Here is a 25,361-nt window from a genome sequence, read left to right as displayed (position 1 = left end):
CCTCCTTCGGGTGCCGCCGGCGTGGGTGTCGCACCGGCGCTGGCGCTGTGTCGGCCCCCCGGCCGCGACGCTGGGGCCGGGGGATCGGGCCAGGCTACCGCCTGCCAGGCGTACGTCTAGAACGTCTACCTGAAGTGTGACGTACCTCCCCCCGGGATGCCATCGGGCCCCTCTCGGGTTGTCGGCGGTCGTGAGCACCCCTCAGCTCCTGCAGCCCCTGACCCTGCGCGGGGTCACCCTCCCCAACCGCCTCGCGGTGGCCCCGATGTGCCAGTACTGCGTCTCCGACGGGGTGGTCGGCGACTACCACCTGGTGCACCTGGGCCGGTTCGCCCTCGGCGGCTTCGGCCTCGTGATGGTGGAGGCGACCGGGGTGACGGCCGACGGCCGGATCAGCCCCGGGGACGTCGGCCTGTGGAACGACGAGCAGGTGCCCGGCCTGGCCCGGGTGGCCGCCTTCCTGCGCGAGCACGGCAGCGTCGCGGCCATCCAGCTGGCGCACGCCGGCGGCAAGGGCAGCACCCTGCGCCCGTGGGACGGCGACGGCCCGGTGACCGCGGAGAACGCCCGCCCCGGCGACGTCCCGTGGACGCCGGTCTCCCCGAGCGGCGTGCCGATGGGCGAGGGCTGGCCGGCCCCCCGTGCGCTCACGACCGAGGAGCTGCCCGGTGTGCGCGACGCGTTCGTCGCCGCCGCCCGCCGCGCGCTGACCGCCGGGTTCCAGGTGGCCGAGGTGCACACCGCGCACGGCTACCTGCTCAACGAGTTCCTCTCCCCGCTGACCAACACCCGCACCGACGCCTACGGCGGGTCGCTGGAGAACCGGATGCGGTTCCCGCTCGAGGTGGTCGAGGCCGTGCGCGCCGTCTGGCCGGCCGACCTGCCGCTGATGGTCCGGGTCTCCGCCGTCGACGCGACCCGCGAGGGGACGACGCTGGCCGACACGATCGCCTTCTGCCGGGAGCTCAAGGCCCTCGGGGTCGATGCGATCGACGTCTCCGGCGGGGGCATCGGCACCGGCTGGGAGCACCCGATCGGCTACGGCTACCAGGTGCCCTTCGCCGCCGCGATCAAGGAGCAGGTCGGCATCCCGACCATGGCCGTGGGCCTGGTCGTCGACCCGCAGCAGGCCGACGCCGTCGTCGCCACCGGCCAGGCCGACCTGGTCGCCGTCGCCCGCGAGGCGCAGGACGACGCGAACTTCGCCCTGCACGCCGCCCGAGCGCTGACCAGCTCCTACGACGCCTACCCGGTGCAGGCCGGCCCGCGACTGGCCTCCCGCGACCGCCTGCTGGGCCGGCTGGGCCCGTGGACCGGCCCGGACCCGGTCCGGGTCCATGAGCCGGCCTCGACGCCTCGAGGCTGACCCTCGGGGCTGAGCCACCTGCTCGACCGTGGAGCCGCGGCGCACCCCGGCTCCACGGTCGGCCGGCTCAGGCCTGCGGCGAGCGCCCGTAGGCGGGCCCGGTGCCGGCGAGGAAGCCGTCCCAGTCACCGGGCGCCGGCCGGTCGCCCACCTCGGCGTCGAACTTGTCCAGGTACCAGTGCCAGCCCAGCACGTAGTCGGTCACCTCGGTGCCCGGGGCGAACAGTTGGGTGAACAGCAGCACCGTCTCGCCGTCCTGAGCGGTCAGGTCCAGTTCGACCCGCCAGCCCTCCTCGGTGTCCCAGTCGACCACCAGCCGGTGCGGCGCCGCGCACTCCACGATCCGCATCGGCTCGCCGATCGGCGCCTCCTCGTGCGTCATCGTGAAGGTGCCCGAGCCGCCGGCCCGGCGCTCCCCCTCGTACGTGCCGATCCAGCGAGCCATCCGGTCGGGCTCGGTGAGCGCCGCCCAGACGTCCTCGATCGGGTCCGGCCAGCTGCGGCGGAACTGCAGCCGCACGCCCTCGGGCAGCTCGGTGACCTGCCCCAGCCGCTCGTCCGGTGTCGTCATCGACCGTCCTCCTGCGTTCGGGCCCGCCGTCCGCGGGCGATCTCGGTGTCCAGCGCGTCCAGCCGCTGCGCCCACAGCCGCCGGTAGGGGGCCAGCCAGGCGTCGAGCTCCGACAGCGGCCGCGGGTCCAGCGCGTACACCCGGCGCTGCCCCTCGGCCCGGACCTGCACCAGCCCGGCCTCGCGGAGCACCCGCAGGTGCCGGCTGATCGCCGGGCGGCTGACCGGGAACTGCCCGGCCAGCTCACCTGCGCCCTGCTCCCCGGCGGCGAGCAGGGCGACGATCTGCCGCCGGGTCGGGTCGGCCAGGGCCGCGAGTGCCTCCACGGCCAGATATGTAACAGGTGGCTTACTTAACTGTCCAGTTACGCACGTTCGGACGGCGCACCACCGGGGCACGGTCGGACCATGACCGTCACCGATCCCGACGTCCCCGACCCCCTCAACGACCCTCGCACGCTGCAGGCCGACCCCGGCGCCCTCGGCGAGGGCGAGGACCTCGCCTCCACCGAGGACGACCAGGTCTCGACCGGCGAGGACGAGCTCGCCTCGTCCCGCACCGAGGCCGACGAGGCCGGCGGCGGTGACGTGACCGGCGGCTTCGCCGGCGCGGTGGGCGAGGCGCCGACCAACGACCAGACCTGAGACGGAACGGTCCGACTCGCGTGTCACCCGCCCGTGGGCGGGGTAGCGCGACGAGGTCAGATCCCGAGGCTCAGCAACGGCCCCATGCGCACTCCTGAGGAGGACCCATGGCCACCGGTGAGACCGGCTTCGCCGACGTCACGTTCGACCTGATCTCCGTCCAGTACCACTCCCTGAAGGCCGGGCACGACTACGGCCAGTACGTCCGGGATGCCGAGAACGCCAACCTGGACGACGTCGCCTCGTTCTTCCGCGAGGTGATGGAGCAGGACTCGCAGCGCGCCGAGCGCGCCCACGAGCTGCTCCGCACGCTGGCCGGCACCGAGCACGGCGGCCCAGCCACCACCTGACGCCGTGCTCCACCAAAATGGCCATTTTGGTGGAGCGCAGGCGCCGGGAAATCCGGGTGCGACGGGACGGGCGCGGTACGTAACCTCTGCGGCCGTCCCGTCCCGACGCCCCTGGAGGCTCCCGTGCACGCCCTGACCGAGGCGGCCATCCGCCGCTCGATGGTCAACTGCTCCCGGAGCGAGGCCGCCGCCCTCACGCCACCCCGCGACCTCGCCGAGCTGGACTGGGCGTCGCTGGACGTGCTCGGGTGGCGGGACGCGAAGGCCGAGCTGCGCGGCTACCTGGTGCACGAACGGGACGGCGAACCGGTCGGTGTCGCCCTGCGCGCCGCGGACACGAAGATGTCCAGCCGCCGCTCGGCGATGTGCCTGCTGTGCCACTCGGTGCAGTCGGCCGCCGACGTCTCGTTGTTCACCGCCCGGCGGGTCGGCGCGGCCGGGCGCAACGGCAACACCGTGGGCACCTACATCTGCGCCGACCTGGACTGCGCGAGCCGGGTGACCGCCGTCCCGCCGTCGGCCCTGCACCTGGACGAGGAGCTCCAGGCCCTCGCGGTCGAGGAGCAGGTCGTGGGGCTGCACAAGCGGCTGCAGGCCTTCACCGCCGACGTCACCCGCCGCTGACCGCCCGCTGCACTCCCCGAGCCGAGGGACGACGATGGGCCGGTGATCAAGACCCCGCTGACCCGCTGGTTCGACCTCGACGTCCCGGTCTTCGGTGCTCCGATGGCCGGGGTGGCCGGCGGCGAACTCGCCCGGGCCGTCTCCCTCGGCGGCGGGCTCGGCATGATCGGCGTCGGCTCGGACACCCCGGTGGAGTGGGTCGCCGAGCAGGCGCGGCTGCCCGCGGAGGCTGACGTCTCCTTCGGCGTCGGCCTGATGGCCTGGGCCCTGGAGCAGCGCCCCGAGCTGCTGGCCGCGGCGATCGCCACCGAACCGGCGCTGGTCTCGGTCTCCTTCGGCGACCCGGCGCCCTTCGTCGGGCCGCTGCACGACGCCGGGATCGCGGTGGCCACCGCGGTGAACTCACGCGCCGACCTGGATCGCGCCCTGGAGGCCGGGGCCGACGTGATCGTGGCACAGGGCACCGAGGCCGGCGGGCACACCGGGCAGCGGGCCACCCTGCCGTTGCTGCAGGAGGTGCTGGCCGCGACCGACCGGCCGGTGCTCGCCGCCGGCGGGGTGGCGACCGGTGCCGGCCTGGCCGCCGTCCTCATCGCCGGCGCCGCCGGGGCCTGGATCGGCACCCCGTTCCTGTCCTGCACCGAGGCGGCCAACACCCCGGCCGCCCGGGCGCGTGTCCGGGCCGCCGGGGGCGACTCCACCGTGCTGACCAGCGCCTTCGACGTCGCCCAGGGTCTGCCCTGGCCGGCTCGCTGGCCCGGGCGGGCACTGGCCAACGAGTTCACCCAGCTCTGGCACGGCCGGGAGACCGAGCTGCGCGGCGACACCGCGGCGGCCGACCTGGTCCGGCGGGCCCGGGAGGAGGGCGACCTGGACCACGCCCCGGTCTACGCCGGGGAGTCGGTCGGGCTGGTGACCACCGAGGAGTCGGCGACCGACGTCGTCCGCCGGCTCGCTGGCGGTGCCCGCAAGGCCCTGGAACGCGCTCCCCGCCTGCTCGGCTGAGCGGCGCTCTGCACGCGCTTCCCCCACTCTGCACGTGCTGCGACGCATGCGAAGTGGCCGGAACGCGTGCAGAGCGACCTAGACGGCGCAGCTGCCGTCCGCGCAGCCCTCGGCGGCGGGGACGGTGGTGAGCGGGTGGGTGTCGGCCCAGGCCCGCTCGAGCAGCTGCAGGAGCGTCTCGGCCGGCTGCGCCCCGGAGGCGCCGTAGGCGCGGTCGACGACGAAGAAGGGGACGCCGGTCGCGCCGAGCGCCCGGGCGGTCTCGATGTCCTGCTGGACGGCGGGCAGGTACCGGTGGTCGGCCAGCGCGGCGCGCACCTCGGTCTCGTCCAGCCCCACCTCGACGGCGAGGGGCACCAGCGCGTCCACGTCGAACACCGAGCGGCGCTCGGTGAAGTGCGCGTGCAGCAGCCGCTCCTTCATCGCCCCGCCCAGGCCCCGCTCGGCGGCGAGGTGGAGGAGCTGGTGGGCGAGGAGCGTGTTGCCGCTGACCCCCTGGACGAGGTCGTAGTCCAGCCCCTCGGCGGCGGCGACCTCCTCGACCCGGCGCATCTGGCCGGCCATCTCCTCGACGCTGCGGCCGTACTTGGCCGCCAGCGCCGGCAGCGTCGGCTCGGTGTGCCCCTCGGGCACGCTCGGGTCGAGCTGGAAGGAGCGCCAGACCACCTCGACCTGGTCGGCGTGCGGGAAGCGGGAGAGCGCCGTCTCCAGCTTGCGCTTGCCGATGTAGCACCACGGGCACACGACGTCGGACCACACCTCGACCTGCATGCCTCCCCAAACCCCCGGCCTGGCCACGGCATTCCGACTGCTCAGCCGGCGCGCTCCGCCAGGTGGACCTGCACCGGGGCGCCGGCCTCGCTCTTGCCGATCTGGGCGCAGAGCGCCTTCTTCAGCGGCAACCAGTGCGGCCCCCGACCCGAGGGCATCAGGGTGGCGGCGAACGGGTGGCCGTCCAGCGTCCCGGCGACGCGCACCGCCCGCCGGGTGCCCAGCACCTCTGCCGAACCGGGGAGCTCCAGGTAGGTGGGGAAGGCGCCGTCCTTGGCGATGACGCAGGAGAAGGCGGCGTCGACGGGCTGGGATGTGGTGGTCATGCAGGAGAGGACTGCCGACCCGCCGAGAACTCATCGGCGTCGCGTCAGGAGGCGGCCTCGACCGCCGGCACGTACTCGGCACCGATGCGGATGATCTCGGCCAGCCGCTCGCGGGCCCGGGTGAGCTCGGCGATCTGCCGGTCGATGCCGTCGAGCTGCTCGACCAGCCGGTCCATCATCGCCGGCGTGGCCACGCCGGTGTGCACGCACGGCAGCAGCTCCAGCACGTCCTTGCTGGTCAGCCCGGCGGCGTAGAGCTGCTGGATGAAGTGCACCCGGTCCACCGCGCCCTCCGGGTACCGGCGCTGACCGCTGGGGCTGCGCTCGGCCTCCAGCAGCCCCTGCTCCTCGTAGTAGCGCAACGCCCGCACGCTCACGCCCGCCGCGGCAGCGACCTCACCGATCCGCACAGGTCCTCCCGGTGGCCCAGATCACCCTTGCCTCTGACGTCAACGTCAGGTCTTAGCGTCCCTCACAGATCCCGCCGACACAAGGAGAACACCATGGACATCACCGGATCGGTCGCCCTCGTCACCGGCGCCAACCGCGGCCTCGGCCGCCACTTCGCCCAGCAGCTGCTCGAGCGCGGGGCCACGAAGGTCTACGCGACCTCCCGCCGCCCCGAGCTCGTCGACGTCCCCGGTGTGGAGGTGCTGCGGCTGGACGTCACCGACCCGGAGTCGATCGCCGCCGCCGCAGCAGCCGCCGGCGACGTCACGCTGCTGGTCAACAACGCAGGCCTCACCACCCGGGCCGACCTCGTCACCGGTGACCTGGCCGACGTCCGGCTGGAGATGGAGACGCACTTCTTCGGCACGCTGGGCGTCATCCGGGCGTTCGCTCCGGTGCTCGCCCGCAACGGCGGGGGCGCGATCGCCAACGTGCTCTCGGCGCTCTCCTGGTTCTCCACCGCCGGCGCCAACGCCTACAGCGCCGCCAAGGCCGCGGAGTGGAGCCTGACCAACGGCGTCAGGATCGAGCTCACCGAGCAGGGCACCTCGGTCACCGGGGTCGTGCTGGGAGCCGCCGACACCGACATGATGGCCGGCTACACCGGCCCGATGAGCAACCCGGCCGACGTCGTCCGGGCTGCGCTCGACGGCGTCCAGGCCGGCGACTGGGAGGTGCTGGTCGACGACTGGAGCCGGGGCGTCAAGGCCGGCCTGGCCGCCGACCCGCGCGACTTCTACAGCCAGCTCGCGATCTGAGGCAGGGCCCGCGGCCCCACCGCCGAGCCCGGGCGGCCCCGTTGCAGGGGCCCGCCGCAAGCCTGCGAACGGTGGGGCCGTCGGGGCCCTTCCTCAGCGGACGCCGACGAGGTCGACGACGAAGACCAGGGTGGCGCCGGGCTTGATGACGCCGCCGGCGCCACGCTCGCCGTAGGCCTTGTGCGGCGGGATGGTCAGCCGGCGGCGGCCGCCGACCTTCATGCCGACGATGCCCTCGTCCCAGCCCTGGATGACCATGCCGACGCCGATGCGGAACTCCAACGGGTCGCCGCGGTCCCAGGAGGCGTCGAACTGCTCGCCGCCGTCGTGGGTGACGCCCACGTAGTGCGCACTCACCAGGCTGCCGGCGGTGGCCTCGGGGCCGTCACCGACCACCAGGTCCTCGATCACCAGGTCGGACGGGACGGGTCCGGTGGGGGGCTCGACGTCGGGGCGGGTCAGCTCTGCCACGGGGGTCTCCTCGGGGTCGGCGCCAGGGCTCTCCCGGCGGTTCTGCCCCCATCCAACCCGCCCGGCGGCCTGGGGGCACAGCTGGCCTCCGGGGCCGGGCAGACCCCCGGAGGTAGGTTGCACGTCGCGGGTGGGTCGCTGGTGACCGCCGCCGAGTACAGCCCTGCCCGGGCTGTCCGGGTCCGCAGGCGTGCTGGTGTCCAGGCTGGAGGTGTGCGTGGCCCCCGATGCGACCTCGGCTGCGTCGGGTGCTCCCGGTGCCGCCGACATCTTCGCCGGTGGCGGCGAGACCGGCCGGCTGATGGCCGGGCTCGACTGGTCCGCCACGCCGGTGGGCCCGGTCGAGGGCTGGCCGGCGAGCCTCCGCTACGCCGTCCGCACCATCCTGGCCTCGCGCTTCCCCATGATCCTCACCTGGGGCCCGCAGTACACCCAGCTGTACAACGACGGCTACGCCACCCTGATCGGCGCCAAGCACCCCGGGGCCCTCGGTGGCGACCTGCGGGTCACCCAGGCCGAGGGGTGGGACGTCCTCCAGGGCCCGGTCGAGCACGCGATGACCACCCGGGAGGCCACCTGGCTGCCCCGGCTGCCGCTGCTGCTCGAGCGCGCCGGCTACCGCGAGGAGACCTACTTCACCGTCTCCCACGCCCCGGCGTTCGGCGACGACGGGCTGGTCGCCGGGATGCACGCCGTCTGCACCGAGGTGACCAACGAGGTGCTCGGCGAACGGCGTCAGCAGCTGCTGCACGAGCTCTCCTGCACCGAGGCCGAACGGGGCGACGAGCAGGCGGTGCTCGCCGCCCTGTGCCACACCCTGGGCAGCGATCCGCTCGACGTCCCGTTCGCGGCGGTCTACCTCGACGGGGGCGACGGCCTCCGGCGGGCCGGCACGGTCGGCTGCTCGGCCGAGCTGCTGCCCGCCTCCGTCGCCGACGCCGCCGAGCTGCCCGGACCGGTCGCCGGGCTCGGGCTGGTCGGCGGGTTCTGGCAGGACCCGGTCGGCGACGCCGTCGTGCTGCCGCTGGGCGGCGCCGTGGACGAGGAGCGGATCGGCGTCCTGGTCGCCGGGGTCAGCCCGAACCGCGCCCTGGACGCCGAGTACCGCACCTTCCTGGACCTCGTCGCCGGGCAGTTCACCAGCGCGTTGGGCAACGCCCGGGCGTTCGAGGACGAGCGGCGGCGAGCCGAGTCGCTGGCCGAGCTCGACCGGGCGAAGACGGCGTTCTTCTCCGACGTGAGCCACGAGCTGCGCACCCCGCTCACCCTGCTGCTCGGGCCGATCAGCGACGTGCTGGCCGACACCACCAGCCCGCTGCCCCGCGCCACCCGCGACCAGCTGGGCCTGGCCCTGCGCAACGGGCAGCGACTGCAGCGCCTGGTCAACGACCTGATGGACTTCGCCAGCATCGAGGCCGGCCGGGCCGGCGCGGTGCGCGTGCCGACCGACGTCGCCGCCTTCACCGCCGAGCTGGCCGGGGTGCTGCGGGCCGCCGCCGAACGGGCCGGACTGAGCCTGACCGTCGACTGCCCCCCGTTGGACCGCCGGGTGCACGTCGACCCGCGGATGTGGGAGAAGGTGGTGCTCAACCTGCTCTCCAACGCGGTCAAGTACACCTTCGTCGGCGGGATCGAGCTGACGCTGCGGGGCGGGGCCGATGCGGTGGTGCTCACCGTCGCCGACACGGGGATCGGCATCCCCGCAGCCGAACTGCCGCTGGTGTTCGACCGCTTCCACCGGGTGCAGGGGTCCCTGGCCCGCAACCGGGAGGGGACCGGCATCGGTCTGGCCCTGGTCCGCGAGCTGGTCGGCCTGCACGGCGGCACCGTGACGGTGGACAGCGAGCCCGGCGCCGGGAGCACCTTCACCGTCACCATCCCCTACGGCAGCCCCGACGCCCCCGCCGACCCGGCGTCCTCGGTCGCCCCCTCGGCCGCCGCGCACGGCACCGCCGCCTCCTGGATCGCCGACGTGACCCCCGACCAGCTGCCCGCCACCCCCGCAGGCGCCACCGCCACGGTGCTGGTCGTCGACGACAACGCCGACATGCGCACCTACCTCACCCGGCTGCTGGCGCCGATCTGGCGGGTCCGCACCTGCACCAACGGCGAGGAGGCGCTGGCGGCCGTCGCCGAGCAGCAGCCCGACGTCGTCCTCACCGACGTGATGATGCCGCGCGTCGACGGCTTCGAGCTGCTCCGCCGGCTGCGGGCCGCCCCGGCCACCTCCAGCATCCCGGTGATCATGCTGACCGCCCGGGCCGGGCAGGAGGCCGCGGTCGAGGGCTTCACGGCCGGGGTCGACGACTACCTCGCCAAGCCGTTCCAGGCCGCTGAGCTGATCGCCCGGGTGCGCGTCGCGGTCGAGCGCAGTGCAGGCGCCCGCGCCCGCACCGACGCCGGTCCCGTCCCCGCCCTCCCGCTCCCACCGTCGCCGGTCGTGCCGGCCGGACCGGCCGAGGTCCGCGCGCTGGTGCCGGCCTGCCGGCCGCCGGCCACGACCCCGGCACCGACGGCCGCACCGGTGCTCCGCGAGCACTGGCGGTTCCCCGCCACCCCCCGGGCGATCCCCGGGCTCCGGCGGGCCCTGCGCCGGGTGCTGATCGACGCCGGGCTGGACGAGGACCAGGTCTACGACCTGCTGCTGGCCGCCTGCGAGGCGGCCACCAACGCGGTCGAACACGCCCAGGACCCCACCGAGCCCGTCGTCGACGTGACCGTCGAGGCGTCCGTGGACGGCGTGGAGATCACCGTGCGCGACCACGGGCAGTGGCGGGAACGGGTGCCGAGCATGGACCGCGGGCGCGGCTCGACGCTGATGAGCGCGTTCGCCGACATCACCGTCGTCCCCAGCCCGGAGGGCACCACCGTGACCATCAGGAGTCGCCCGGCGCCTCCGCCGCTCCACCCCGGCGGCTAGCTCCTCCGCTGCCTGCGCCGTCCCCCGCCGGCCGGCCCGCGGCAGCCGACACCTCGCGCCGGGACGCGCCGCCGGGCCCGAACCGGAGCCGGAGCCCACGGGGCCGCGGGTCGGCGTCCTCCTCGCCGTGCCGACCGGCCAGGGCCACGGCGATCGCGTAGAGGACGGCGGTCAGCGGGACGGCGACGACCGCCCCGGCGATCCCCCACAGCAGGCCGCCGACCGTGAGCGCGTAGACGATCCCCAGGGGGTGGAGGAACACCGTCCGCCGCATGATCAGCGGCTGCAGGAGGTTGCCCTCGACCTGCTGCACCACCACCACCGCAGCGAGCACCCACAGCGCCTCGGTCAGCCCACCCGAGGCGTAGGCCACCAGCACGGCGGCCAGCCCCGCCACGAAGGCGCCGACGACCGGGACGTACGCACCGAGGAAGGTGAGCACGGCCAGGGCGAAGGGCAGCGGCACGCCGATGAGCACCAGGGCCAGGCCGATGCCGACGGCGTCCATCAACGCCACGATCGTGGTCCCCCGCAGGTAGCCACCCAGGGTCTTCCAGGCGCCGTTCCCGGCGGCGTCGGCAGCCGCACGCCGGTCGGCCGGCACGAGCCGGAGGCACAACCGCCAGATCCGGGCCCCGTCGTAGACCAGCCAGAAGGCGGTGAACAGGGCGAGGACCAGCGCGGCCGCGACGGAGATGGCCGCCGTGGCGCCGCTCAGCAGCATCCCCGGCCCGGGTGCACCGGCCCCGGCCCCACTGGGGGCCACCTGGCTGATCAGCCCGTCGATGAGCGAGTTGACCCGCTGCGGGGACAGGCCGACCGTCTCGACCAGACTGCTGCGCAGCCGGTCCAGTCCGCTGGCGAGGGTGGGCCGCAGGCTGGCCAGCTGCCCGGCGACCTGCTGCTGCAGGAAGTAGACGACCCCGCCCAGCAGGGCGAGGAAGACCACCATCACCAGCCAGGTGGCCGCAAGGCGGGGCAGCCCGCCCCGGTCCAGCCAGGAGACGACCGGCCGCATGAGCGCGGTCAGCAGCAGACCGGCCAGGAAGGTGAGCACCACGGTGCCGAGCACGACGGCCAGCTGCACCGCGAAGTAGACGACGGCGCCGATCGCGAGGGTCCAGACGCACCACATCCCGGCGGTCCGGACCCCGGCGGGCACACCTGCGTCGGTCGCCGTCCCCGCCTGCCCACCGGCGGGCGGGTCGGTCGGCGAGCCTGCCGACGGGCGCTGATCGGGGTCCGCTGACACGTGCATCTCCTCCACCGGGGCGACTCGGGTCGGTGCGGGCCTCCCGTGGCTGAGGAGGTGGGCGAGTCGGGGCACCGGGCGGAGGCGTCTGCGACGTCGCCGGTCCCGGCACCCTTCCTGCCCGACCGCGCCGCCGCCGACACGCACGGCCGCAGCCGGTCAGCCCAGCGGGCTGCGCGGCAGCATGGTGTTGCTGATGATCCGCTTCTGGATCTCGCTGGTGCCCTCGAAGATCGTGGTCAGCCGCGCGTCCCGCCAGTGCCGTTCGACCTGCCGCTCGGTGGTGTAGCCGTTGCCGCCGTGCAGCTGCATGGCCTGGTTGGTGACGCGCACCGCCATCTCGGTGGCCTGCAGCTTCACCATCGCCGCCTCCTTCTCGCACGGCACGCCCTCGTCGAGCAGGTGCGCCACCTGGCGGTAGAACGCCCGCGCCTGTTCCACCTGGGCGGCCATGTCGGCCAGCGTGAAGCGCAGCGCCTGGAAGTCGCCGATCGGGTGACCGAACTGGGCGCGCTCCTGCAGGTAGAGCACGCAGTCCTCGACCGCGGCCCGGGCCAGGCCGACGGCGCGGGCGGCGGTGTGCACCCGGGCGGTGTTCAGGAAGGCCTGCGCCTCGCGGAAGCCGGCGCCGGAGTCGCCGCTGCTGTCGGACCCGCCGCCCTCACCCGGGCCGACGATGAGGTCCGCGGCCGGGATGCGGACCCCGTCGAAGGTGAGGTCCCAGGTCAGGAAGCCGTGGTAGCCGACCTTGTCGATGGCGTAGCCGGACAGCCCCGGCGGGAACGAGCCGCGCTCCTTGACCAGCAGCAGGTTCCGCAGGCCGCGAGAGCGGGACTCCCCCGGCTGCGGGTCGGCCACCCGGACCAGCACCTGGATGAAGTCGGCGGCCTTGGCGTTGCCGCACCAGCGCTTGTGCCCGGTGACCACCCACTCGTCGCCGTCGCGCACCGCGCGGGTCTGCACGTTGGCCAGGTCCGACCCGGCCTCGGGCTCCGACAGCGCCACCGCGCCGATCCAGGACCCACCGGCGCTGCGCCGCAGCAGCTCACGGCGTCGGTCGGGGTCGGCGACCGCCGTCCCCATGCCCTGGGACCGGGCCAGGATGCTGGCCACGCTCATCCACGCCCGGGCCAGCTCTTCGCTGACCATGCAGTACTCGAAGACGCCGAGCCCCAGCCCACCGTCGGCCGCGGGGACGGTGACGCCGAACCACCCCAGCTCACCGAGCCGCTCGAGGAGGCGCTGCGGGATCTCGCCCTTCTGCGGGTCGAGCTCGTTCGCGACCGGCAGCACCTCGTCCATGGCGAACCGGCGGGCCTGCTCCATCAGCGCGGCCCGCTCGGGCGTGTGCCACGGGGAGCGCAGGACGGGTGGCTCGGGCAGCCAGGTGTCGTCGGTCTCGGCGGGGCGGCTGGCGGTCGACGTCATCGTCGGTGCCTCCTGGGTCGGGTTCCGGTCCGCCCTACTGTCGGGTAACAACGTGCCCGACGCACCCCTACGTGACCGAGGCAACACAGCCATCGCGTGACGGACCGGCCCGCTCAGCGAGCGCGGGAGCGCGCCCACCGGGTGTCAACGCCCCTGTCGTCCCTGGACAGCTCGCGCGGTGAGGAGCACCGAGGTCACCAGGACGGCACAGGCAGCCGCGGTGAGGACGAAGCTCGCGAGGCGGCTCCCTGGTGGCGCCTGCAGGGTGGTCATGACCGTCAGGAAGACCGAGACGGCCAGACCGGCGATCATGGCCCGTCTCGTGTGCAGCGTCCGTCTGGTCATGGGTGCTCCTGTTCGGTGGGTGACAACGTAGGCCGCATCTCGCCCGGCCGCCGGTTCCACGACGATGTCCATCCGGTGCGTCACGACGCGCCGTCACGCTCCGGGGCGGGGGCCTCCCCCGGATCCCCATCGCCTTGACCCCCTCCGGTGGGCGGGACGAGCGTGCGCCTGGTCCGGAGGGCCCCGTGCCCCTCCGCCGGTGTGACCGGAGGTGCGACATCGCCGTCTACCTGTACCGCTGCCCCGACCACGGCACGACCGAGACCCGGTGCGCGATGGGCGCCGCCCCCGCTGCGGTCGAGTGCCCGGCCTGCGGGTCGACCGCCGCGCGGGTTTTCACCGCTCCCCGCCTCTCCTTCGGCTCCCCGGTGCGCCGGGCCCTGATCGAGCGGACCGAGCGCACCGGCGACCAGCCCGACGTCGTCTCCGCCCCGCCTCCGGGGCCGCGTCCCGGCCGACGGGCCGACGTGCTGCGCAACCCGGCGCTGAGCCGGCTGCCCCGGCCCTGAGGGCGGGCCCTCCGCAGATCCCGATCGACTGCACGAGAGGGGAGGGGCCGAGATGGCCAGTGTCGGCCTGCTGTACGTCGGAGCGGTCCTGATCGTCAACGGCCTGATGCTCCTGGGCCGGGTGGACGCCCGGGCGGCCGCACCGCTGAACTTCTTCGTCGGCGCGCTGCAGGTGTTCACGCCCACCTACCTGATCATCACCTCCGGCGGCGACCCGGACGTGGTCCTCGGCGCCTCCGGGCTCTACCTGTTCGGCTTCACCTACCTCTACGTGGGCCTGAACCTGACCCGCGGCCTGGACGGCACCGGGCTCGGCTGGTTCTCCGCCTTCGTGGCGGCCTGCGCCGTGGTCTACGCGGGGCTGAACTTCGGCCGGCTGGACGACCCGGCCTTCGGGGTCATTTGGCTGTACTGGGCGGTGCTGTGGGCGCTGTTCTTCCTGGTGCTCGGGCTGGGGCGGGAGGAGCTCACCCGGTTCACCGGGCTGGTCGCCGTCGTCGCCGGGGTCTTCACCTGCGCCGTCCCCGCGTTCCTGCTGCTGACCGGCGTGTGGGCGGAGAACGTGACGACAGCGGCGATCGTGCTCGCCGTCGTCCTGCTGCTCTCCCTGGCCCTGTTTCCCGCGTTCCGCGACCGGCGCAGCACACAGGTGCACGGCAACGTCGTGGAAGAGCAGCCCGTGCCGGACGCGCCCGCCGACCGGCGGAGGTGAGGCCCGCCCCCGAGCCGTCGGCCGACCGCCCCGCAGCCAGACCCGAGCCCAGGAGCCAGACCATGCCCGAGCGCCTGTTCCCCCTCGACTCCAGCAAGCCGTTCACCGAGCAGCAGCACCTCGGCCACAACCGCTGGCACCCCGACATCCCCGCCCAGGTGACCGTCCGCCCCGGGGACACCTTCCGGGTCGACTGCCGCGAGTGGTTCGACGGGGCCATCCACAACGACGACTCCGCCGACGACATCCGGGACGCGCCGCTGTCCACGGTGCACGTGCTGAGCGGGCCCTTCGCCGTGGAGGGCGCCGAGCCCGGTGACCTGCTGATCGTCGACATCCTCGACGTGGGGCCGATCCCGCAGGAGGACTCCGGCCCGCTGGCCGGGCAGGGCTGGGGGTACACCGGGATCTTCGCCCGGCAGAACGGCGGCGGCTTCCTCACCGACCAGTTCCCGGACGCCTACAAGGTGATCTGGGACTTCTCCGGGCAGACGGCGACCTCGCGGCACGTCCCGCACGTCTCGTTCACCGGCATCGTGCACCCGGGCCTGATGGGCACCGCGCCGTCGGCGGAGCTGCTGGCCCGCTGGAACCGCCGCGAGGGCGCCCTGATCGCCACCGACCCCGACCGGGTGCCCCCGCTGGCCCTGCCACCCCTCCCGCAGGACGCCGTCCTCTCCGGCCTGACGGGCGCGGAGTACGACCGGGTCGCCGGCGAGGCCGCCCGCACCGCGCCGCCCCGGGAGAACGGGGGCAACCAGGACATCAAGAACCTGACCAAGGGCAGTCGGGTCTTCTACCCGGTGTTCGTGCCCGGGGCGAAGCTGTCGCTCGGCGACCTGCACTTCTCCCAGGGCGACGGCGAGATCACCTTCTGCGGCGCCATCGAGATGGGCGGCTTCATCGACCTGCACGTCGACCTGATCAAGGGCGGCATGGAGACCTACGGGGTCAGCGAGAACGCCATCTTCATGCCGGGCAACGTCGACCCCCGGTACGAGCGGTGGCTGGCCTTCTCCGGGACGTCGGTGACGCTGGACGACGAACAGCGCTACCTGGACTCGCACCTGTCCTACCAGCGGGCCTGCCTGCACGCGATCGACTACCTGACCAAGTTCGGCTGGTCGCCCGAGCAGGCCTACATGATCCTCGGCGCCGCGCCGATCGAGGGCCGGCTGTCCGGGGTGGTCGACATCCCCAACTCCTGCTCCACCGTCTACCTCCCCACCGGCATCTTCGACATCGACGTCACCCCCTCGGCGTCCGGACCGACGCGGATCGACCCCGGCATGGGCGTCCCCCGGTCGAGCTTCTGACCCGCCCGACCGTCCACCCGACCCGAGGAGCCTCCCGTGCCCGAAGTGATCTTCGAGATCAACCGCGACTTGAGCGTGTCGATGCGCGACCAGACGGTGCCCGGCCACAACCGCTGGCACCCCGACATCCCGCCCGCCAACACGGTGGCCCCCGGCGGGACCTACCGGATCGAGTGCAAGGACTGGACCGACGACCAGGTCCGCAACACCGACGACGCCGACGACATCCGCGACATGAACATCGACCCGTGCCACATGCTCAGCGGGCCGTTCGCCATCGAGGGCGCCGAACCCGGTGACCTGCTCGTCGTCGACATCGTGGACATCGGCCCCTTCCAGGAGCAGGAGTGGGGCTACACCGGGATCTTCGCCAAGGAGAACGGCGGCGGCTTCCTCACGGACCACTCCCCCCAGGCGTCGAAGGCGATCTGGGACCTCGACGGCATCTGGACCAGCAGCCGGCACGTGCCCGGCGTCCGGTTCATCGGCAACTCCCACCCCGGACTCTTCGGCTGCGCCCCCTCGCCCGACCTGCTCGCGGAGTGGAACCGGCGGGAGCAGGCGCTGATCGACCAGAACCCGGACCGGGTCACCGGTGACGTCCCGGCACACGACGGCGACGTCCCCGGGGCGCCGCAGGTCCCGGCGCTCGCCCTCCCCCCGCTCTCCAAGGACGCGCTGCTGGGGACGCTGCGCGGCGCGGACCTGGACCGGGCGGCCGCCGAGGCCTGCCGGACCATCCCGCCGCGCGAGCACGGCGGCAACGTCGACATCAAGGACCTCGGCGTGGGCAGCCGGGTCTACATGCCGGTGTACGTGCCCGGGGGCAAGTTCTCCATCGGTGACCTGCACTTCGCCCAGGGGGACGGCGAGATCACCTTCTGCGGGGCGATCGAGATGCCCGGCTTCATCGACCTGCACTTCGACCTGATCAAGGGCGGGATGGACCGTCACAAGCAGTCCATGCCGTTCTTCAAGCCCGGCCGGGTGGGCCCGAACTACTCGGAGTTCCTCACCTTCGAGGGGATCAGCGTCGAGGACGGCCGCAACTACTACATGAACGCGACGGTCGCCTACCGCCAGGCCTGCCTCAACGCCATCAACTACCTGATGCCGGCCATGGGCTGGACCTTCGAGCAGGCGTACCTGTTCCTCGGGGCAGCACCGATCGACGGCCGGATCGGCGGGGTGGTCGACATCCCGAACAGCGCGGTCTCGATCAGCATCCCGCTGTCGATCTTCGACCGGAACATCCTGCCCGACGGTGCCGGCGGCGGCCGGGACCTGACGGCCGACTGACGCTGGTGCGGGGCGGGCCCGGCCCGCCCCGCACCTCCTTCCCCCGAGAGGAGCACCGCGTTGCCGCTGTACGAGTTCCGCTGCCCCGAGTGCGGCCCGTTCGACCTGCACCGCGACATGCGGGACGCCGCCGCCACGGCACCCTGCCCGGCCTGCGACCGGACGGCGCAGCGCCACTACCGCGTGGGGGTCGGGCGCTCTCCCGCCGGGGCGCTGCGCGACGCCGGCCGCGCCGACCGTGCCCGCGTCGACCGGGCCCGCAGTGGCGAGCCGGTGGTCACCGGCCCACCCACGGGACGCCGCCTGCCCGGCGGTGGGGCCCACCGGCACTGACCCGGCAGCGGGACCGCCCGACCCCGGCTACGGTCCAACGCACCGGCACCAGCACCGCTCCGGACGGAGGGCCATGCCGCTCGTCTCCCGACTCTCGACCACCCCGGTCAAGGGCACCGCCCTGCACGGTCCACGCACCGTGACGGTCACCCGGAACGGCGTGCCGGAGAACCGGCGCTTCCACCTGGTCGACGCCCGACGGCGGTTGTTCAACGGCAAGCAGCACGGCCCGCTCGTGCAGCTCACCGCCGAGTTCGACCCCGGCGACGACCAGCTCCGACTGCTCTTCCCCGACCGCCCGCCCGTGGCAGGCCGGACCACCGAGCTCGGCGAGGCGGTCCGCACGGACTTCTACGGGCGCCCCGTCGACGGGCACCTCGTCGAGGGGCCGTGGTCGGCCGCGCTCAGCGACTTCGTCGGGCGCGAGGTGCACCTGGTCGCGGTCGACCGGCCCGGTGACGCGGTCGACGTCCACCCGGTCACGCTCATCTCCACCGCGACGCTGGAGCACCTGCGGCGGGTCACCCCCGACGGCGAGCGGCTGGACCACCGCCGCTTCCGGATGCTCGTGGAGGTGGACGGCTGCGACGTCCACGAGGAGGACACCTGGGCCGGCCGGCGGGTGCGGATCGGCGGCGCCACCGTCCAGGTGGTCGGGCCCGTGCCGCGCTGCGTCGTGACCAACGAGAACCCCGACAGCGGGGTGGTCGACTTCAGCACGCTCAAGGCGATCGTGCGCTACCGCGGCGAGCTCGCGACCGACCTCAGCACGCCCGTGGCGCACCTGCCGGACAACGGCGCGGTGATCCTCGGCATGTACGCCACGGTCGAGCAGCCCGGCGAGATTTCCCTCGGCGACCCGGTCGAGCTCGTCGACGAGACCGCCGTCCAGCCCGCCTGACCCGTCCGTCTCCGCAGCCCCGAGGAGCACCGATGCCACGGCCCACCGACCACGAGCTCTTCGACCTGGGGGACGTCGTCCTGCAGGGCGGCGCGACGCTGCGCGGAGCCCAGCTCGCCTACAAGACGTACGGCACGCTCAACGCGGACAAGTCCAACGTGATCGTCCACCCCACCTGGTACAGCGCCTGGCACGACGCCAACGAGTGGTCGGTCGGGCCGGGGAAGGCCTGCGACCCCGAGAAGTACTTCATCGTGATGCCCAACCAGCTCAACAACGGCCTGTCGACGTCGCCGAGCAACACCCCGCCGCCCTACGACGGGCCGAACTTCCCGCACGTGACCTTCCACGACCAGGTCGAGGTGCAGCACCGGCTGCTCACCCAGCAGTGGGGCATCGAGTCGGTGGAGCTGGTGGTCGGGTCCTCCATGGGCGCCGGCCAGACCTACCAGTGGGCGGTCAGCCACCCCGAGATGGTCAAGCGGGCCGCGCCCATCGTCGGCTCGGCGATCACCAGCGAGCACAACCAGGTCTTCCTGAAGAGCCTGCGGGCCGCGCTCACCCTCGACCCGGCGTTCGCCGGCGGGCGCTACCGGCCCGACGCGCTGCCCACCGCCGGTCTGCGGGCCTTCGCCCGGATCTACGCCGGCTGGGGCCTCTCCCAGGCCTTCTACTGGCAGCGGGAGTACCGCAACCTGGGCTTCTCCTCCCTCGAGGACTTCCTCGTCGGCTTCTGGGAGGGCTACTGGCTCGACGAGCGCGACCCCAACGACCTGCTGGGGATGCTGTGGACCTGGGAGCACGGCGACGTCGGGAAGACCCCGGGCTTCGACGGCGACACCGAGGCGGCGCTGCGCTCGATCCGCTGCCCACTGGTGGCCATGCCGGCGAAGACCGACCTGTACTTCCCGCCGGAGGACGAGGAGTGGGCCTCGCAGTTCATCGAGAACGGTGAGGTCCGGGTCATCCCGACCGTCTACGGGCACTTCGCCGGCCTGGGGCAGAACCCCGCGGACAACGAGTTCATCGACCGCGAGCTGGGGGAGCTGCTGGCCCGCCCGGCCTGACCGGGCTCAGAGCTCTTCGGCCGGGTGCGGGTCGTTCACCGAGGGCTCGTCGGCGAACAGCGGCGGCAGGTACCGCAGCATCAGCACCGACCAGGTGGCGTGGGTGAGCATCGGCGCCTGGATGCCGCCGGTGACCCGCCGCTGGAGCGCGAACAGCAGGCCCATCGGCACCGAGGCCAGCACCAGCGCCGGGTTGCGGGTCGCGACGGTGGCCAGCGTGTAGACGGCGGAGGACTTGAGCACCGGGTGGTGGACGCCGGCCGCCGCGTACAGCGCGCCGCGGAAGAAGACCTCCTCGGCGAGGCCGTTGGCCAGCGTGGTGGTGAGCACCAGCGGCGGTGAGCCCTGCTGGGCGTACCGCAGCACCCGGGACACCGCCGCGTCCAGCGGCGGGATGCGCTTGGCCACGAGCGCGGCGCCGTAGAACCCGGCGAAGGCCGCCGCCCCGGCCACGACCGGCGTGAGCAGCGGGCGGCGCAACGTGGCCTTCGGGGTCTGCACCCAGCCCAGGTGCAGCGGCCCGGAGGCGAGCCCCCCGGCCACCCAGGTGCCGGCCACGCCCATGGTCAGCGCGTAGAACGACGTCGAGTTGGGCTTCTGCGACAGCGACACCCCGAGCAGCCCGGCGCCGGCCAGCGAGACCCCGGCGGTCACCCGGCGGCGGCGGCGGAAGGCCTCGTCGGACTCCCGGTGGTCGCGCGGCACCTTGTCCACCAGCCAGGACGGCGCCCGGCGCAGCAGCCGGGCCAGCCGGGCGTCGGACAGCAGCGCCTGGCCCGGCCGCCGCGTGGTGCGGGTCATCCCACCAGCCCCGTGGTCGACGCCCGGGCTTCCCGGCGAGCGCGCGCCCGTTCACCCAGCGCGGTGAGCACCGCCTCGTCGTAGGTCATCGGCTCGAAGGGGACGACCCGGCGGATCGAGTCGTCCTTGACCACCACCTCGTTGGTCATCGAGTCGATCAGCGACCGGCCGGTCTGCACGTCGACGTCGGTGACCAGCGACAGCCAGTAGGAGGAGAGCTTCGGGCTCAGCAGCGGCACCGGGACGATCAGCAGCCGGCGGCCTTGGATCTCCGCGACCCGGGTGAGCATCTCCAGGTACTCGAGCACCTCGGGGCCACCGACGTCGAACGCCCGCCCCTCGGCCTCCGGCGCCTCCAGCACCCCGACCAGGTACCGGACGACGTCGGCGATCGCGATCGGCTGGGTGCGGGTGTGCACCCAGCGCGGGGTGACCATCGCCGGCAGGTGGGCGACCAGCTGGCGGGTCATCTCCCAGGAGACCCCGCCGTGCCCCACCACGATCCCGGCCCGCAGGGCGGTGACCGGCACGCCCGTCTCGCCCAGCAGCCGCTCGACCTGGCGGCGGCTGCGCAGGTGTGCGGAGAGGTCGTCGGAGTCGCTGCCGAGCCCGCCGAGGTAGACGATCCGGCGGACCCCGGCGTCGGCTGCGGCCCGGGCGAAGGCGCGGGCCGCAGCGGCGTCCTTCTCCTGGAAGTCCGCGGAGTCCAGCGAGTGCACCAGGTAGTAGGCGGCCTCGCAGTCGGCCAGCGCGGTCCGCAGCGACGCCTCGTCGCCGACGTCCCCCGGCACCGGCGTGCCGGCGCCGGAGTAGGTGTCCGGGTGCCGGGTCATCGCCCGGACCTCGTGCCCGGCCTCCTCCAGGGCAGGCGCCAGCCTGCTGCCGACGAACCCCGACGCCCCGGTGACCAGTACTCGCACGCCCCCAGCCTCCCGGTGCGGCCGGTCGGGCGCGACTCAGAAGCGCACGGCCCACCCGGCGCGCCGGCTCCGGCGGCGCGATGATCAGGCCCATGAGCGCCCCCGGCGAGGACCGCAACGTGCTGGGCGGTCCGTTGGAGCCGTGCGGCACCGACCCGATGACCGGCTTCACCCGGGACGGGTCGTGCCGCACCGGGCCGGCCGACCTGGGCAGCCACACCGTCTGCGCCGTGGTCTCCGCCGAGTTCCTGGAGATGCAGCGCGAGCTGGGCAACGACCTGATCACCCCGCGCCCGGAGTACGACTTCCCCGGGCTGCGCCCCGGCGACCGCTGGTGCATGGTCGCCGTCCGCTGGCTCCAGGCGCTCCAGGCGGGCACACCGGCCGGGGTGGTGCTGGCCGCGACCAACGCCCGCGCCCTGGAGGTGGTGCCGCTGGAGGCGCTGCGGTCCCAGGCCGTCGACGTCCCGGACGACCTCTCCTCGCTCTGAGCTGCGGACCGGGCCAGGATGGTCCGGTGACCGACCGCCCGCCGCTGCCCCCCTTCACCGCCGAGACCGCCGCCGCGAAGGTGCAGGCGGCCGAGGACGCCTGGAACAGCCGGGACCCCGAGCGGGTGTCACTGGCCTACACCGAGGACTCGGCCTGGCGGAACCGGGACACCTTCGTCACCGGCCGGGCCGAGATCGTCGACTTCCTCACCGCCAAGTGGGCCCGCGAGCAGGACTACGTGCTGCGCAAGTCGCTGTGGGCGTTCACCGACGACCGGATCGCCGTCCGGTTCCAGTACGAGTGGCACGACGCCGACGGGCAGTGGTGGCGCAGCTACGGCAACGAGAACTGGGAGTTCGACGCGCACGGGCTGATGCGGCGACGAGAGGCCAGCATCAACGACGTCCCGATCACCGAGGCCGAGCGGCGACTGACCGGCCCCCGGACGCCGGACGAGCCGGAGATCCCGCTGCGCTGAGCCACCGACCGGCGACCTGCGCACGCCTCGCCCGCCGGGGAGGCGTGCACAGGTCGCCACTCGACGGGGCGGGTCAGCCCTCGAGGGCGGCGGGGTCCATCCACGCCGCCTCCCAGACGTTGCCGTCCGGGTCGGTGAAGCTGGTGCCGTACATGAAGCCGTGGTCCTGGGCCGGCTGCCAGGGCTTGCCGCCCGCGGCCAGCGCCCGGGAGAGCAGGTCGTCGCACTCCGCCCGGTCGGCCGCGGAGATCGCGTTGAGCACCGAGGTGGCCTGCGCCGGGTCGCCGACCTCGCCCGCCACGAACCCGGCGAACTTCTCCCTGGTCAGCAGCATCACCATGATGTTCTCCTCGACCACCATCGCGGCCCCGGTCTCGTCGGTGTACCGGGCGTCGTTGCGGAAGCCCAGCGCCGCGTAGAAGGCCGTGGCCCGGTCCAGGTCGGTGACCGGCAGGTTCACGAAGATGGTGCGCACAGGGAGCTCCTCGGTTCGTGGGACCACCGTCCGGTCCCGTCATGGGTCAGACCGGCCACCGCCGGGGAACTCATCGGCGGGCGGTCGCGGCGAGCACCAGGGCGACGGTCTCCGCGGGCACGTCCCACATCGGGAAGTGACCGGACCCGTCGAACCAGTGCAGCTCGGCGTCGGGGAACGCCTCCAGCGCCCGCGCCGCCTGGCGGGCCAGGGTCACCCGGTCCCGCCGTCCCCAGCCGATGGTCAGCCGGCCGGGCAGCGACCCGGCCGGGGCGCCCTGCTGGCGGGGCCCGCGGGCGAGGTCGGTGAGCACGGCGTCGAAGGACGGCGAGTCCGCGTACCCGGTGAGCTCACGGGTGACCACCTCGCCGTCCAGCGCCCACGGGCGGGCGGAGAACTGGGCCAGCAGCGCCGTCCGCCCGGCCGGGTTGCCCAGCAGGGTGGGGAGCGCCGGCCGGACCCGGCGGACCAGCGCGATCGAGGCGCGCAGGCTGGCCAGGAACACCGCGGCCTCCCGGTCGGTCCAGAACCCGCCCGGGTCGAGGGCCACGGCGTCCCCGCCCAGCCCGCGCCGGGACAGTTCCAGCACCATCCGGGCGCCCAGCGAGCTGCCGACCAGCGGGGCGTCGGCCAGCCCCTCGGCCCGTAGCCAGTCGGCCACCGCGTCGGTGAGCGAGCGGAAGCCGGGGTCGGCCAGCGGCGGGGTGTCGCCGGCGAAGCCGGGCAGGTCCACGGCCACCACCTCCCGCGCCGCGGCCAGGCCGGGGAGCACCGGGTCCCAGGAGCGCCAGGAACCGCCCAGGCCGTGCACGAGGACGAGGGGGTCGCCGGAACCGGTCCGGTGCGCTGCGAGGTCCATCCCCGGCCCCTACCCCCGTCGCGGTCCGGCACCCGCGTGCGGCGGACGCCGCCTGGGCTGCGGATCCGGGGATGATGCGAGGGGGCGGGTGCACGGCAGGACGCCGGGTCCGACAGCATGTGCGGTCCGGGGACACGGTGGACGCCCAGGTGAGGAGCGCGGACGGTGAGCACGTCGAGGAGCAACCGGGTGCGGGCGGCGATCGGCACGGTCAGCCTGACCGGGGCGGCGATGGGCTTCCTGTCCGCCTGTGGGGTCGCAGGTGAGGAGGAGCAGGAGGCCGAGCGGGTCTACTGCGTCGACGAGCAAGACCAGGTCGTGGACGAGGAGCAGTGCGAGGAGGCCGAGCGCAACGGCGGCTTCATCGGCGGGGTGCCCTACTTCTTCCTGCTGGGCGGCTTCGGCGGCAACCGGTACGCGGTCGGCCAGACCATCCCGCAGCAGTACACCGGCGCGGCGACCCGGGTGAACCCCGCCGACACCACGGCGCGGTCCCGGGCCGGGCTGCCCGGCAGCGGCCGGGTCACCTCCGGCACCCGGATCTCCGGCGGCATCGGCTCGGGCCGGGTCGGGAGCGGGAGCGTCGGCTCGTGAGACGGCTCTACGGCACGGCCCGGCTCGGCTGGGAGGCCGAGATCGAGAGCCAGGGGCTGGTCTACAACAAGACGACCGTCCCCGGCGGCGAGACCCGCTCGTACTGGCGCGAGGACGTCTTCTACGACTTCACCTCCGCCGAGATCGACCACCTCGCCGACGTCACCGACCAGCTCTTCGCCGCCTGCGTCGAGGCCGGTGACGTGGCGCTGGCCGACGAGCGGCTGCTGGACCGGATGCGGATCCCGCACGACGCGCGGGAGGTCATCAAGGCCACCTGGGACTCCGAGCCGCCCAGCGTCTACGGCCGCTTCGACCTGTGGTGGGACGGCGAGGGCGCCCCGAAGCTGCTGGAGTTCAACGCCGACACCCCGACCTCGCTGGTCGAGGCCGCGGTCGTGCAGTGGGCCTGGCACCTGGAGACCGGCCAGGGCCGCGACCAGTGGAACCAGCTCGACGACCGGCTGGTGGACGCCTGGCGGCGCAACCTGTCCCGCTGGGAGGCCGAGCACGGCCGCCGTCCCCGGGTGCACCTGGCCTGGACCAACGGCGACCGCAGCGGTGAGGACTGGATGACGGTGGCCTACCTGGCCGACACCGTCCAGCGGGCCGGCTACGAGACGGTGGTGCTGACCACCGAGGAGCTGGGCCTGGACACCGGCGACGCCCGGTTCTACGACCCCAAGGGCAACCGGGTCGACGTCGTCTTCAAGCTCTACCCCTGGGAGTGGCTGCTCGACGACGCCTACGGCCCCTCGGTGATCGCCGACCTGTGGACCCCCGACGGCACCACCTGGATCGAGCCGATCTGGAAGATGCTGTGGTCGAACAAGGGGCTGCTGCCGGTGCTCTGGCAGCGCTACGCCGACGACCCGGTGATCGCCAAGCACCTGCTCCCCGCCTACTTCGCCGACGACCCGCGCGCCGCCGAGCTGGAGCGGACCGGGTACGCCCGCAAGCCGCTGTTCGGCCGGGAGGGCAACAACGTCGAGCTGTTCGCCCCCGGCGGCGCGCCGCTGGCCTCGCTCGGCGGGAAGTACGGCGCGGAGGGCTGGGTCGTGCAGCAGCTGTGCGCGCTGCCGGACTTCGCCGGCCCCGACGGCCCGCACCACCCGGTGCTCGGCGCGTGGGTGGTCGACGGGGAGGCGGCGGGCCTGGGCATCCGGGAGTCCGACGGGCTGATCACCGACGACCTGTCCTACTTCGTCCCGCACACCATCGACTTCCGCCGCCCACCGAACACGACCTGGTCGGCCTGAGCCCCGCGCTCCGCTCAACTCCTCCGCCCCGCCGCCGAAGCTGGACAGAGGAACCGGCACGAGGG

At 73.8% G+C, this 25,361-nt stretch carries 31 protein-coding genes; 18 read left to right on the top strand and 13 right to left on the bottom strand.

Annotation, left to right across the window (positions count from 1 at the left end; all coding sequences use genetic code 11):
• The first annotated feature begins 190 nt into the window (after positions 1-190).
• Positions 191-1,366, top strand: coding sequence for an NADH:flavin oxidoreductase/NADH oxidase (locus O2W53_RS08520; RefSeq protein WP_269162628.1), 1,176 nt, complete (start codon positions 191-193; stop codon positions 1,364-1,366).
• Between the two features lie 67 nt (positions 1,367-1,433).
• On the opposite strand, the gene O2W53_RS08515 is transcribed toward O2W53_RS08520, so the two are convergent.
• Both O2W53_RS08515 and O2W53_RS08510 read right to left on the bottom strand, forming a co-directional pair.
• A complete protein-coding gene (locus tag O2W53_RS08515) occupies positions 1,434-1,937 on the bottom strand; it encodes an SRPBCC family protein (RefSeq protein WP_269162627.1) in 504 nt (167 codons plus the stop codon).
• Entirely contained in the window at positions 1,934-2,263 is a 330-nt protein-coding gene (locus O2W53_RS08510; protein ID WP_036335844.1) for an ArsR/SmtB family transcription factor, read from the bottom strand. Before O2W53_RS08510 ends, O2W53_RS08515 begins: the two co-directional genes overlap by 4 nt.
• A gap of 81 nt (positions 2,264-2,344) precedes the next feature.
• Between O2W53_RS08510 and O2W53_RS08505 the strand changes: the two genes are divergently transcribed.
• The 4 genes from O2W53_RS08505 (at position 2,345) to O2W53_RS08490 (ending at position 4,560) form a co-directional block, all read left to right on the top strand.
• Complete coding sequence (locus tag O2W53_RS08505) at positions 2,345-2,581, top strand: hypothetical protein (RefSeq protein ID WP_269162626.1); 237 nt, start codon at positions 2,345-2,347, stop codon at positions 2,579-2,581.
• Between the two features lie 107 nt (positions 2,582-2,688).
• A complete protein-coding gene (locus O2W53_RS08500) occupies positions 2,689-2,931 on the top strand; it encodes an acyl carrier protein (protein ID WP_269162625.1) in 243 nt (80 codons plus the stop codon).
• Between the two features lie 123 nt (positions 2,932-3,054).
• Positions 3,055-3,555 carry an FBP domain-containing protein gene (locus tag O2W53_RS08495; RefSeq protein ID WP_269162624.1) on the top strand — a complete coding sequence of 167 codons (501 nt, stop codon included), beginning with the start codon at positions 3,055-3,057 and terminating at the stop codon, positions 3,553-3,555.
• Between the two features lie 42 nt (positions 3,556-3,597).
• Positions 3,598-4,560: an NAD(P)H-dependent flavin oxidoreductase gene (locus O2W53_RS08490; protein ID WP_269162623.1), complete on the top strand. Its 963-nt coding sequence runs from the start codon at positions 3,598-3,600 to the stop codon at positions 4,558-4,560.
• A gap of 78 nt (positions 4,561-4,638) precedes the next feature.
• Here O2W53_RS08490 and O2W53_RS08485 read toward each other — a convergent pair whose 3' ends face one another.
• From O2W53_RS08485 to O2W53_RS08475, 3 genes are read right to left on the bottom strand one after another with little or no spacing between them, the layout of a single operon-like run.
• Positions 4,639-5,331, bottom strand: a complete 693-nt coding sequence (locus tag O2W53_RS08485) for a DsbA family oxidoreductase (protein WP_269162622.1) — start codon at positions 5,329-5,331, stop codon at positions 4,639-4,641.
• A 41-nt stretch (positions 5,332-5,372) separates the two neighbouring features.
• A complete protein-coding gene (locus tag O2W53_RS08480) occupies positions 5,373-5,657 on the bottom strand; it encodes a DUF1905 domain-containing protein (protein WP_269162621.1) in 285 nt (94 codons plus the stop codon).
• A gap of 44 nt (positions 5,658-5,701) precedes the next feature.
• Positions 5,702-6,067 carry a MerR family transcriptional regulator gene (locus O2W53_RS08475; RefSeq protein ID WP_269162620.1) on the bottom strand — a complete coding sequence of 122 codons (366 nt, stop codon included), beginning with the start codon at positions 6,065-6,067 and terminating at the stop codon, positions 5,702-5,704.
• Positions 6,068-6,160: 93 nt separating this feature from the next.
• Between O2W53_RS08475 and O2W53_RS08470 the strand changes: the two genes are divergently transcribed.
• A complete protein-coding gene (locus O2W53_RS08470; RefSeq protein ID WP_269162619.1) occupies positions 6,161-6,865 on the top strand; it encodes an SDR family oxidoreductase in 705 nt (234 codons plus the stop codon).
• A gap of 93 nt (positions 6,866-6,958) precedes the next feature.
• Here the strand turns inward: O2W53_RS08470 and O2W53_RS08465 are convergent, their stop codons facing one another.
• On the bottom strand, positions 6,959-7,336 hold the full coding sequence (locus tag O2W53_RS08465) for an FKBP-type peptidyl-prolyl cis-trans isomerase (RefSeq protein WP_269162618.1): 378 nt from the start codon (positions 7,334-7,336) through the stop codon (positions 6,959-6,961).
• 217 nt (positions 7,337-7,553) lie between these two features.
• Between O2W53_RS08465 and O2W53_RS08460 the strand changes: the two genes are divergently transcribed.
• A complete protein-coding gene (locus O2W53_RS08460; RefSeq protein WP_269162617.1) occupies positions 7,554-10,256 on the top strand; it encodes an ATP-binding protein in 2,703 nt (900 codons plus the stop codon).
• Here the strand turns inward: O2W53_RS08460 and O2W53_RS08455 are convergent.
• The 3 genes from O2W53_RS08455 to O2W53_RS08445 form a co-directional block, all read right to left on the bottom strand.
• Positions 10,213-11,508 carry an AI-2E family transporter gene (locus tag O2W53_RS08455; protein ID WP_269162616.1) on the bottom strand — a complete coding sequence of 432 codons (1,296 nt, stop codon included), beginning with the start codon at positions 11,506-11,508 and terminating at the stop codon, positions 10,213-10,215. The genes O2W53_RS08460 and O2W53_RS08455 overlap by 44 nt on opposite strands.
• 159 nt (positions 11,509-11,667) lie before the next feature.
• Positions 11,668-12,936, bottom strand: a complete 1,269-nt coding sequence (locus tag O2W53_RS08450; protein WP_269162615.1) for an acyl-CoA dehydrogenase family protein — start codon at positions 12,934-12,936, stop codon at positions 11,668-11,670.
• Positions 12,937-13,080: 144 nt separating this feature from the next.
• A complete protein-coding gene (locus tag O2W53_RS08445; RefSeq protein ID WP_269162614.1) occupies positions 13,081-13,281 on the bottom strand; it encodes a hypothetical protein in 201 nt (66 codons plus the stop codon).
• 185 nt (positions 13,282-13,466) lie between these two features.
• Here O2W53_RS08445 and O2W53_RS08440 point away from each other — a divergent pair, with 185 nt between their 5' ends.
• The 7 genes from O2W53_RS08440 to O2W53_RS08410 all read left to right on the top strand — a co-directional run bounded on the left by O2W53_RS08440 (position 13,467) and on the right by O2W53_RS08410 (position 19,418).
• Entirely contained in the window at positions 13,467-13,790 is a 324-nt protein-coding gene (locus tag O2W53_RS08440) for an FmdB family zinc ribbon protein (protein WP_269162613.1), read from the top strand.
• Positions 13,791-13,842: 52 nt separating this feature from the next.
• Positions 13,843-14,502, top strand: coding sequence for an AmiS/UreI family transporter (locus O2W53_RS08435; RefSeq protein ID WP_269162612.1), 660 nt, complete (start codon positions 13,843-13,845; stop codon positions 14,500-14,502).
• A gap of 62 nt (positions 14,503-14,564) precedes the next feature.
• Positions 14,565-15,818 carry a formamidase gene (gene fmdA / locus O2W53_RS08430; protein ID WP_269162611.1) on the top strand — a complete coding sequence of 418 codons (1,254 nt, stop codon included), beginning with the start codon at positions 14,565-14,567 and terminating at the stop codon, positions 15,816-15,818.
• Between the two features lie 36 nt (positions 15,819-15,854).
• Entirely contained in the window at positions 15,855-17,117 is a 1,263-nt protein-coding gene (fmdA, locus tag O2W53_RS08425) for a formamidase (protein WP_269162610.1), read from the top strand.
• 60 nt (positions 17,118-17,177) lie between these two features.
• A complete protein-coding gene (locus O2W53_RS08420) occupies positions 17,178-17,450 on the top strand; it encodes an FmdB family zinc ribbon protein (RefSeq protein ID WP_269162609.1) in 273 nt (90 codons plus the stop codon).
• A 73-nt stretch (positions 17,451-17,523) separates the two neighbouring features.
• Complete coding sequence (locus O2W53_RS08415) at positions 17,524-18,351, top strand: MOSC domain-containing protein (RefSeq protein WP_269162608.1); 828 nt, start codon at positions 17,524-17,526, stop codon at positions 18,349-18,351.
• Positions 18,352-18,383: 32 nt separating this feature from the next.
• Positions 18,384-19,418 carry an alpha/beta fold hydrolase gene (locus O2W53_RS08410; RefSeq protein WP_269162607.1) on the top strand — a complete coding sequence of 345 codons (1,035 nt, stop codon included), beginning with the start codon at positions 18,384-18,386 and terminating at the stop codon, positions 19,416-19,418.
• 6 nt (positions 19,419-19,424) lie between these two features.
• On the opposite strand, the gene O2W53_RS08405 is transcribed toward O2W53_RS08410, so the two are convergent.
• Both O2W53_RS08405 and O2W53_RS08400 read right to left on the bottom strand, forming a co-directional pair.
• Entirely contained in the window at positions 19,425-20,219 is a 795-nt protein-coding gene (locus O2W53_RS08405) for a CPBP family intramembrane glutamic endopeptidase (RefSeq protein ID WP_269162606.1), read from the bottom strand.
• Complete coding sequence (locus tag O2W53_RS08400) at positions 20,216-21,139, bottom strand: NAD(P)H-binding protein (RefSeq protein ID WP_269162605.1); 924 nt, start codon at positions 21,137-21,139, stop codon at positions 20,216-20,218. The genes O2W53_RS08405 and O2W53_RS08400 overlap by 4 nt, the downstream gene beginning before the upstream one ends.
• 92 nt (positions 21,140-21,231) lie before the next feature.
• Between O2W53_RS08400 and O2W53_RS08395 the strand changes: the two genes are divergently transcribed.
• Together O2W53_RS08395 and O2W53_RS08390 are read left to right on the top strand one after the other, a co-directional pair.
• Entirely contained in the window at positions 21,232-21,630 is a 399-nt protein-coding gene (locus O2W53_RS08395; protein ID WP_269162604.1) for a DUF2237 family protein, read from the top strand.
• Between the two features lie 26 nt (positions 21,631-21,656).
• Positions 21,657-22,109 (top strand): nuclear transport factor 2 family protein, encoded by a 453-nt coding sequence (locus O2W53_RS08390; protein ID WP_269162603.1) that lies wholly within the window; start codon positions 21,657-21,659, stop codon positions 22,107-22,109.
• A 73-nt stretch (positions 22,110-22,182) separates the two neighbouring features.
• On the opposite strand, the gene O2W53_RS08385 is transcribed toward O2W53_RS08390, so the two are convergent.
• Together O2W53_RS08385 and O2W53_RS08380 are read right to left on the bottom strand one after the other, a co-directional pair.
• Positions 22,183-22,584, bottom strand: coding sequence for a VOC family protein (locus O2W53_RS08385; RefSeq protein ID WP_269162602.1), 402 nt, complete (start codon positions 22,582-22,584; stop codon positions 22,183-22,185).
• A 70-nt stretch (positions 22,585-22,654) separates the two neighbouring features.
• On the bottom strand, positions 22,655-23,443 hold the full coding sequence (locus O2W53_RS08380) for an alpha/beta fold hydrolase (protein ID WP_269162601.1): 789 nt from the start codon (positions 23,441-23,443) through the stop codon (positions 22,655-22,657).
• A 165-nt stretch (positions 23,444-23,608) separates the two neighbouring features.
• On the opposite strand from O2W53_RS08380, the gene O2W53_RS08375 reads away from it, so the two are divergent.
• Positions 23,609-24,037, top strand: a complete 429-nt coding sequence (locus O2W53_RS08375; RefSeq protein WP_269162600.1) for a hypothetical protein — start codon at positions 23,609-23,611, stop codon at positions 24,035-24,037.
• A complete protein-coding gene (locus tag O2W53_RS08370) occupies positions 24,034-25,296 on the top strand; it encodes a glutathionylspermidine synthase family protein (protein WP_269162599.1) in 1,263 nt (420 codons plus the stop codon). Before O2W53_RS08375 ends, O2W53_RS08370 begins: the two co-directional genes overlap by 4 nt.
• Positions 25,297-25,361 lie beyond the last annotated feature (65 nt).

It is taken from the genome of Modestobacter sp. VKM Ac-2978 (assembly GCF_026968025.1).
In the GTDB taxonomy this organism is placed as follows: Bacteria; Actinomycetota; Actinomycetes; order Mycobacteriales; family Geodermatophilaceae; genus Modestobacter.
This window is presented reverse-complemented; position numbering and strand designations above follow the sequence as displayed.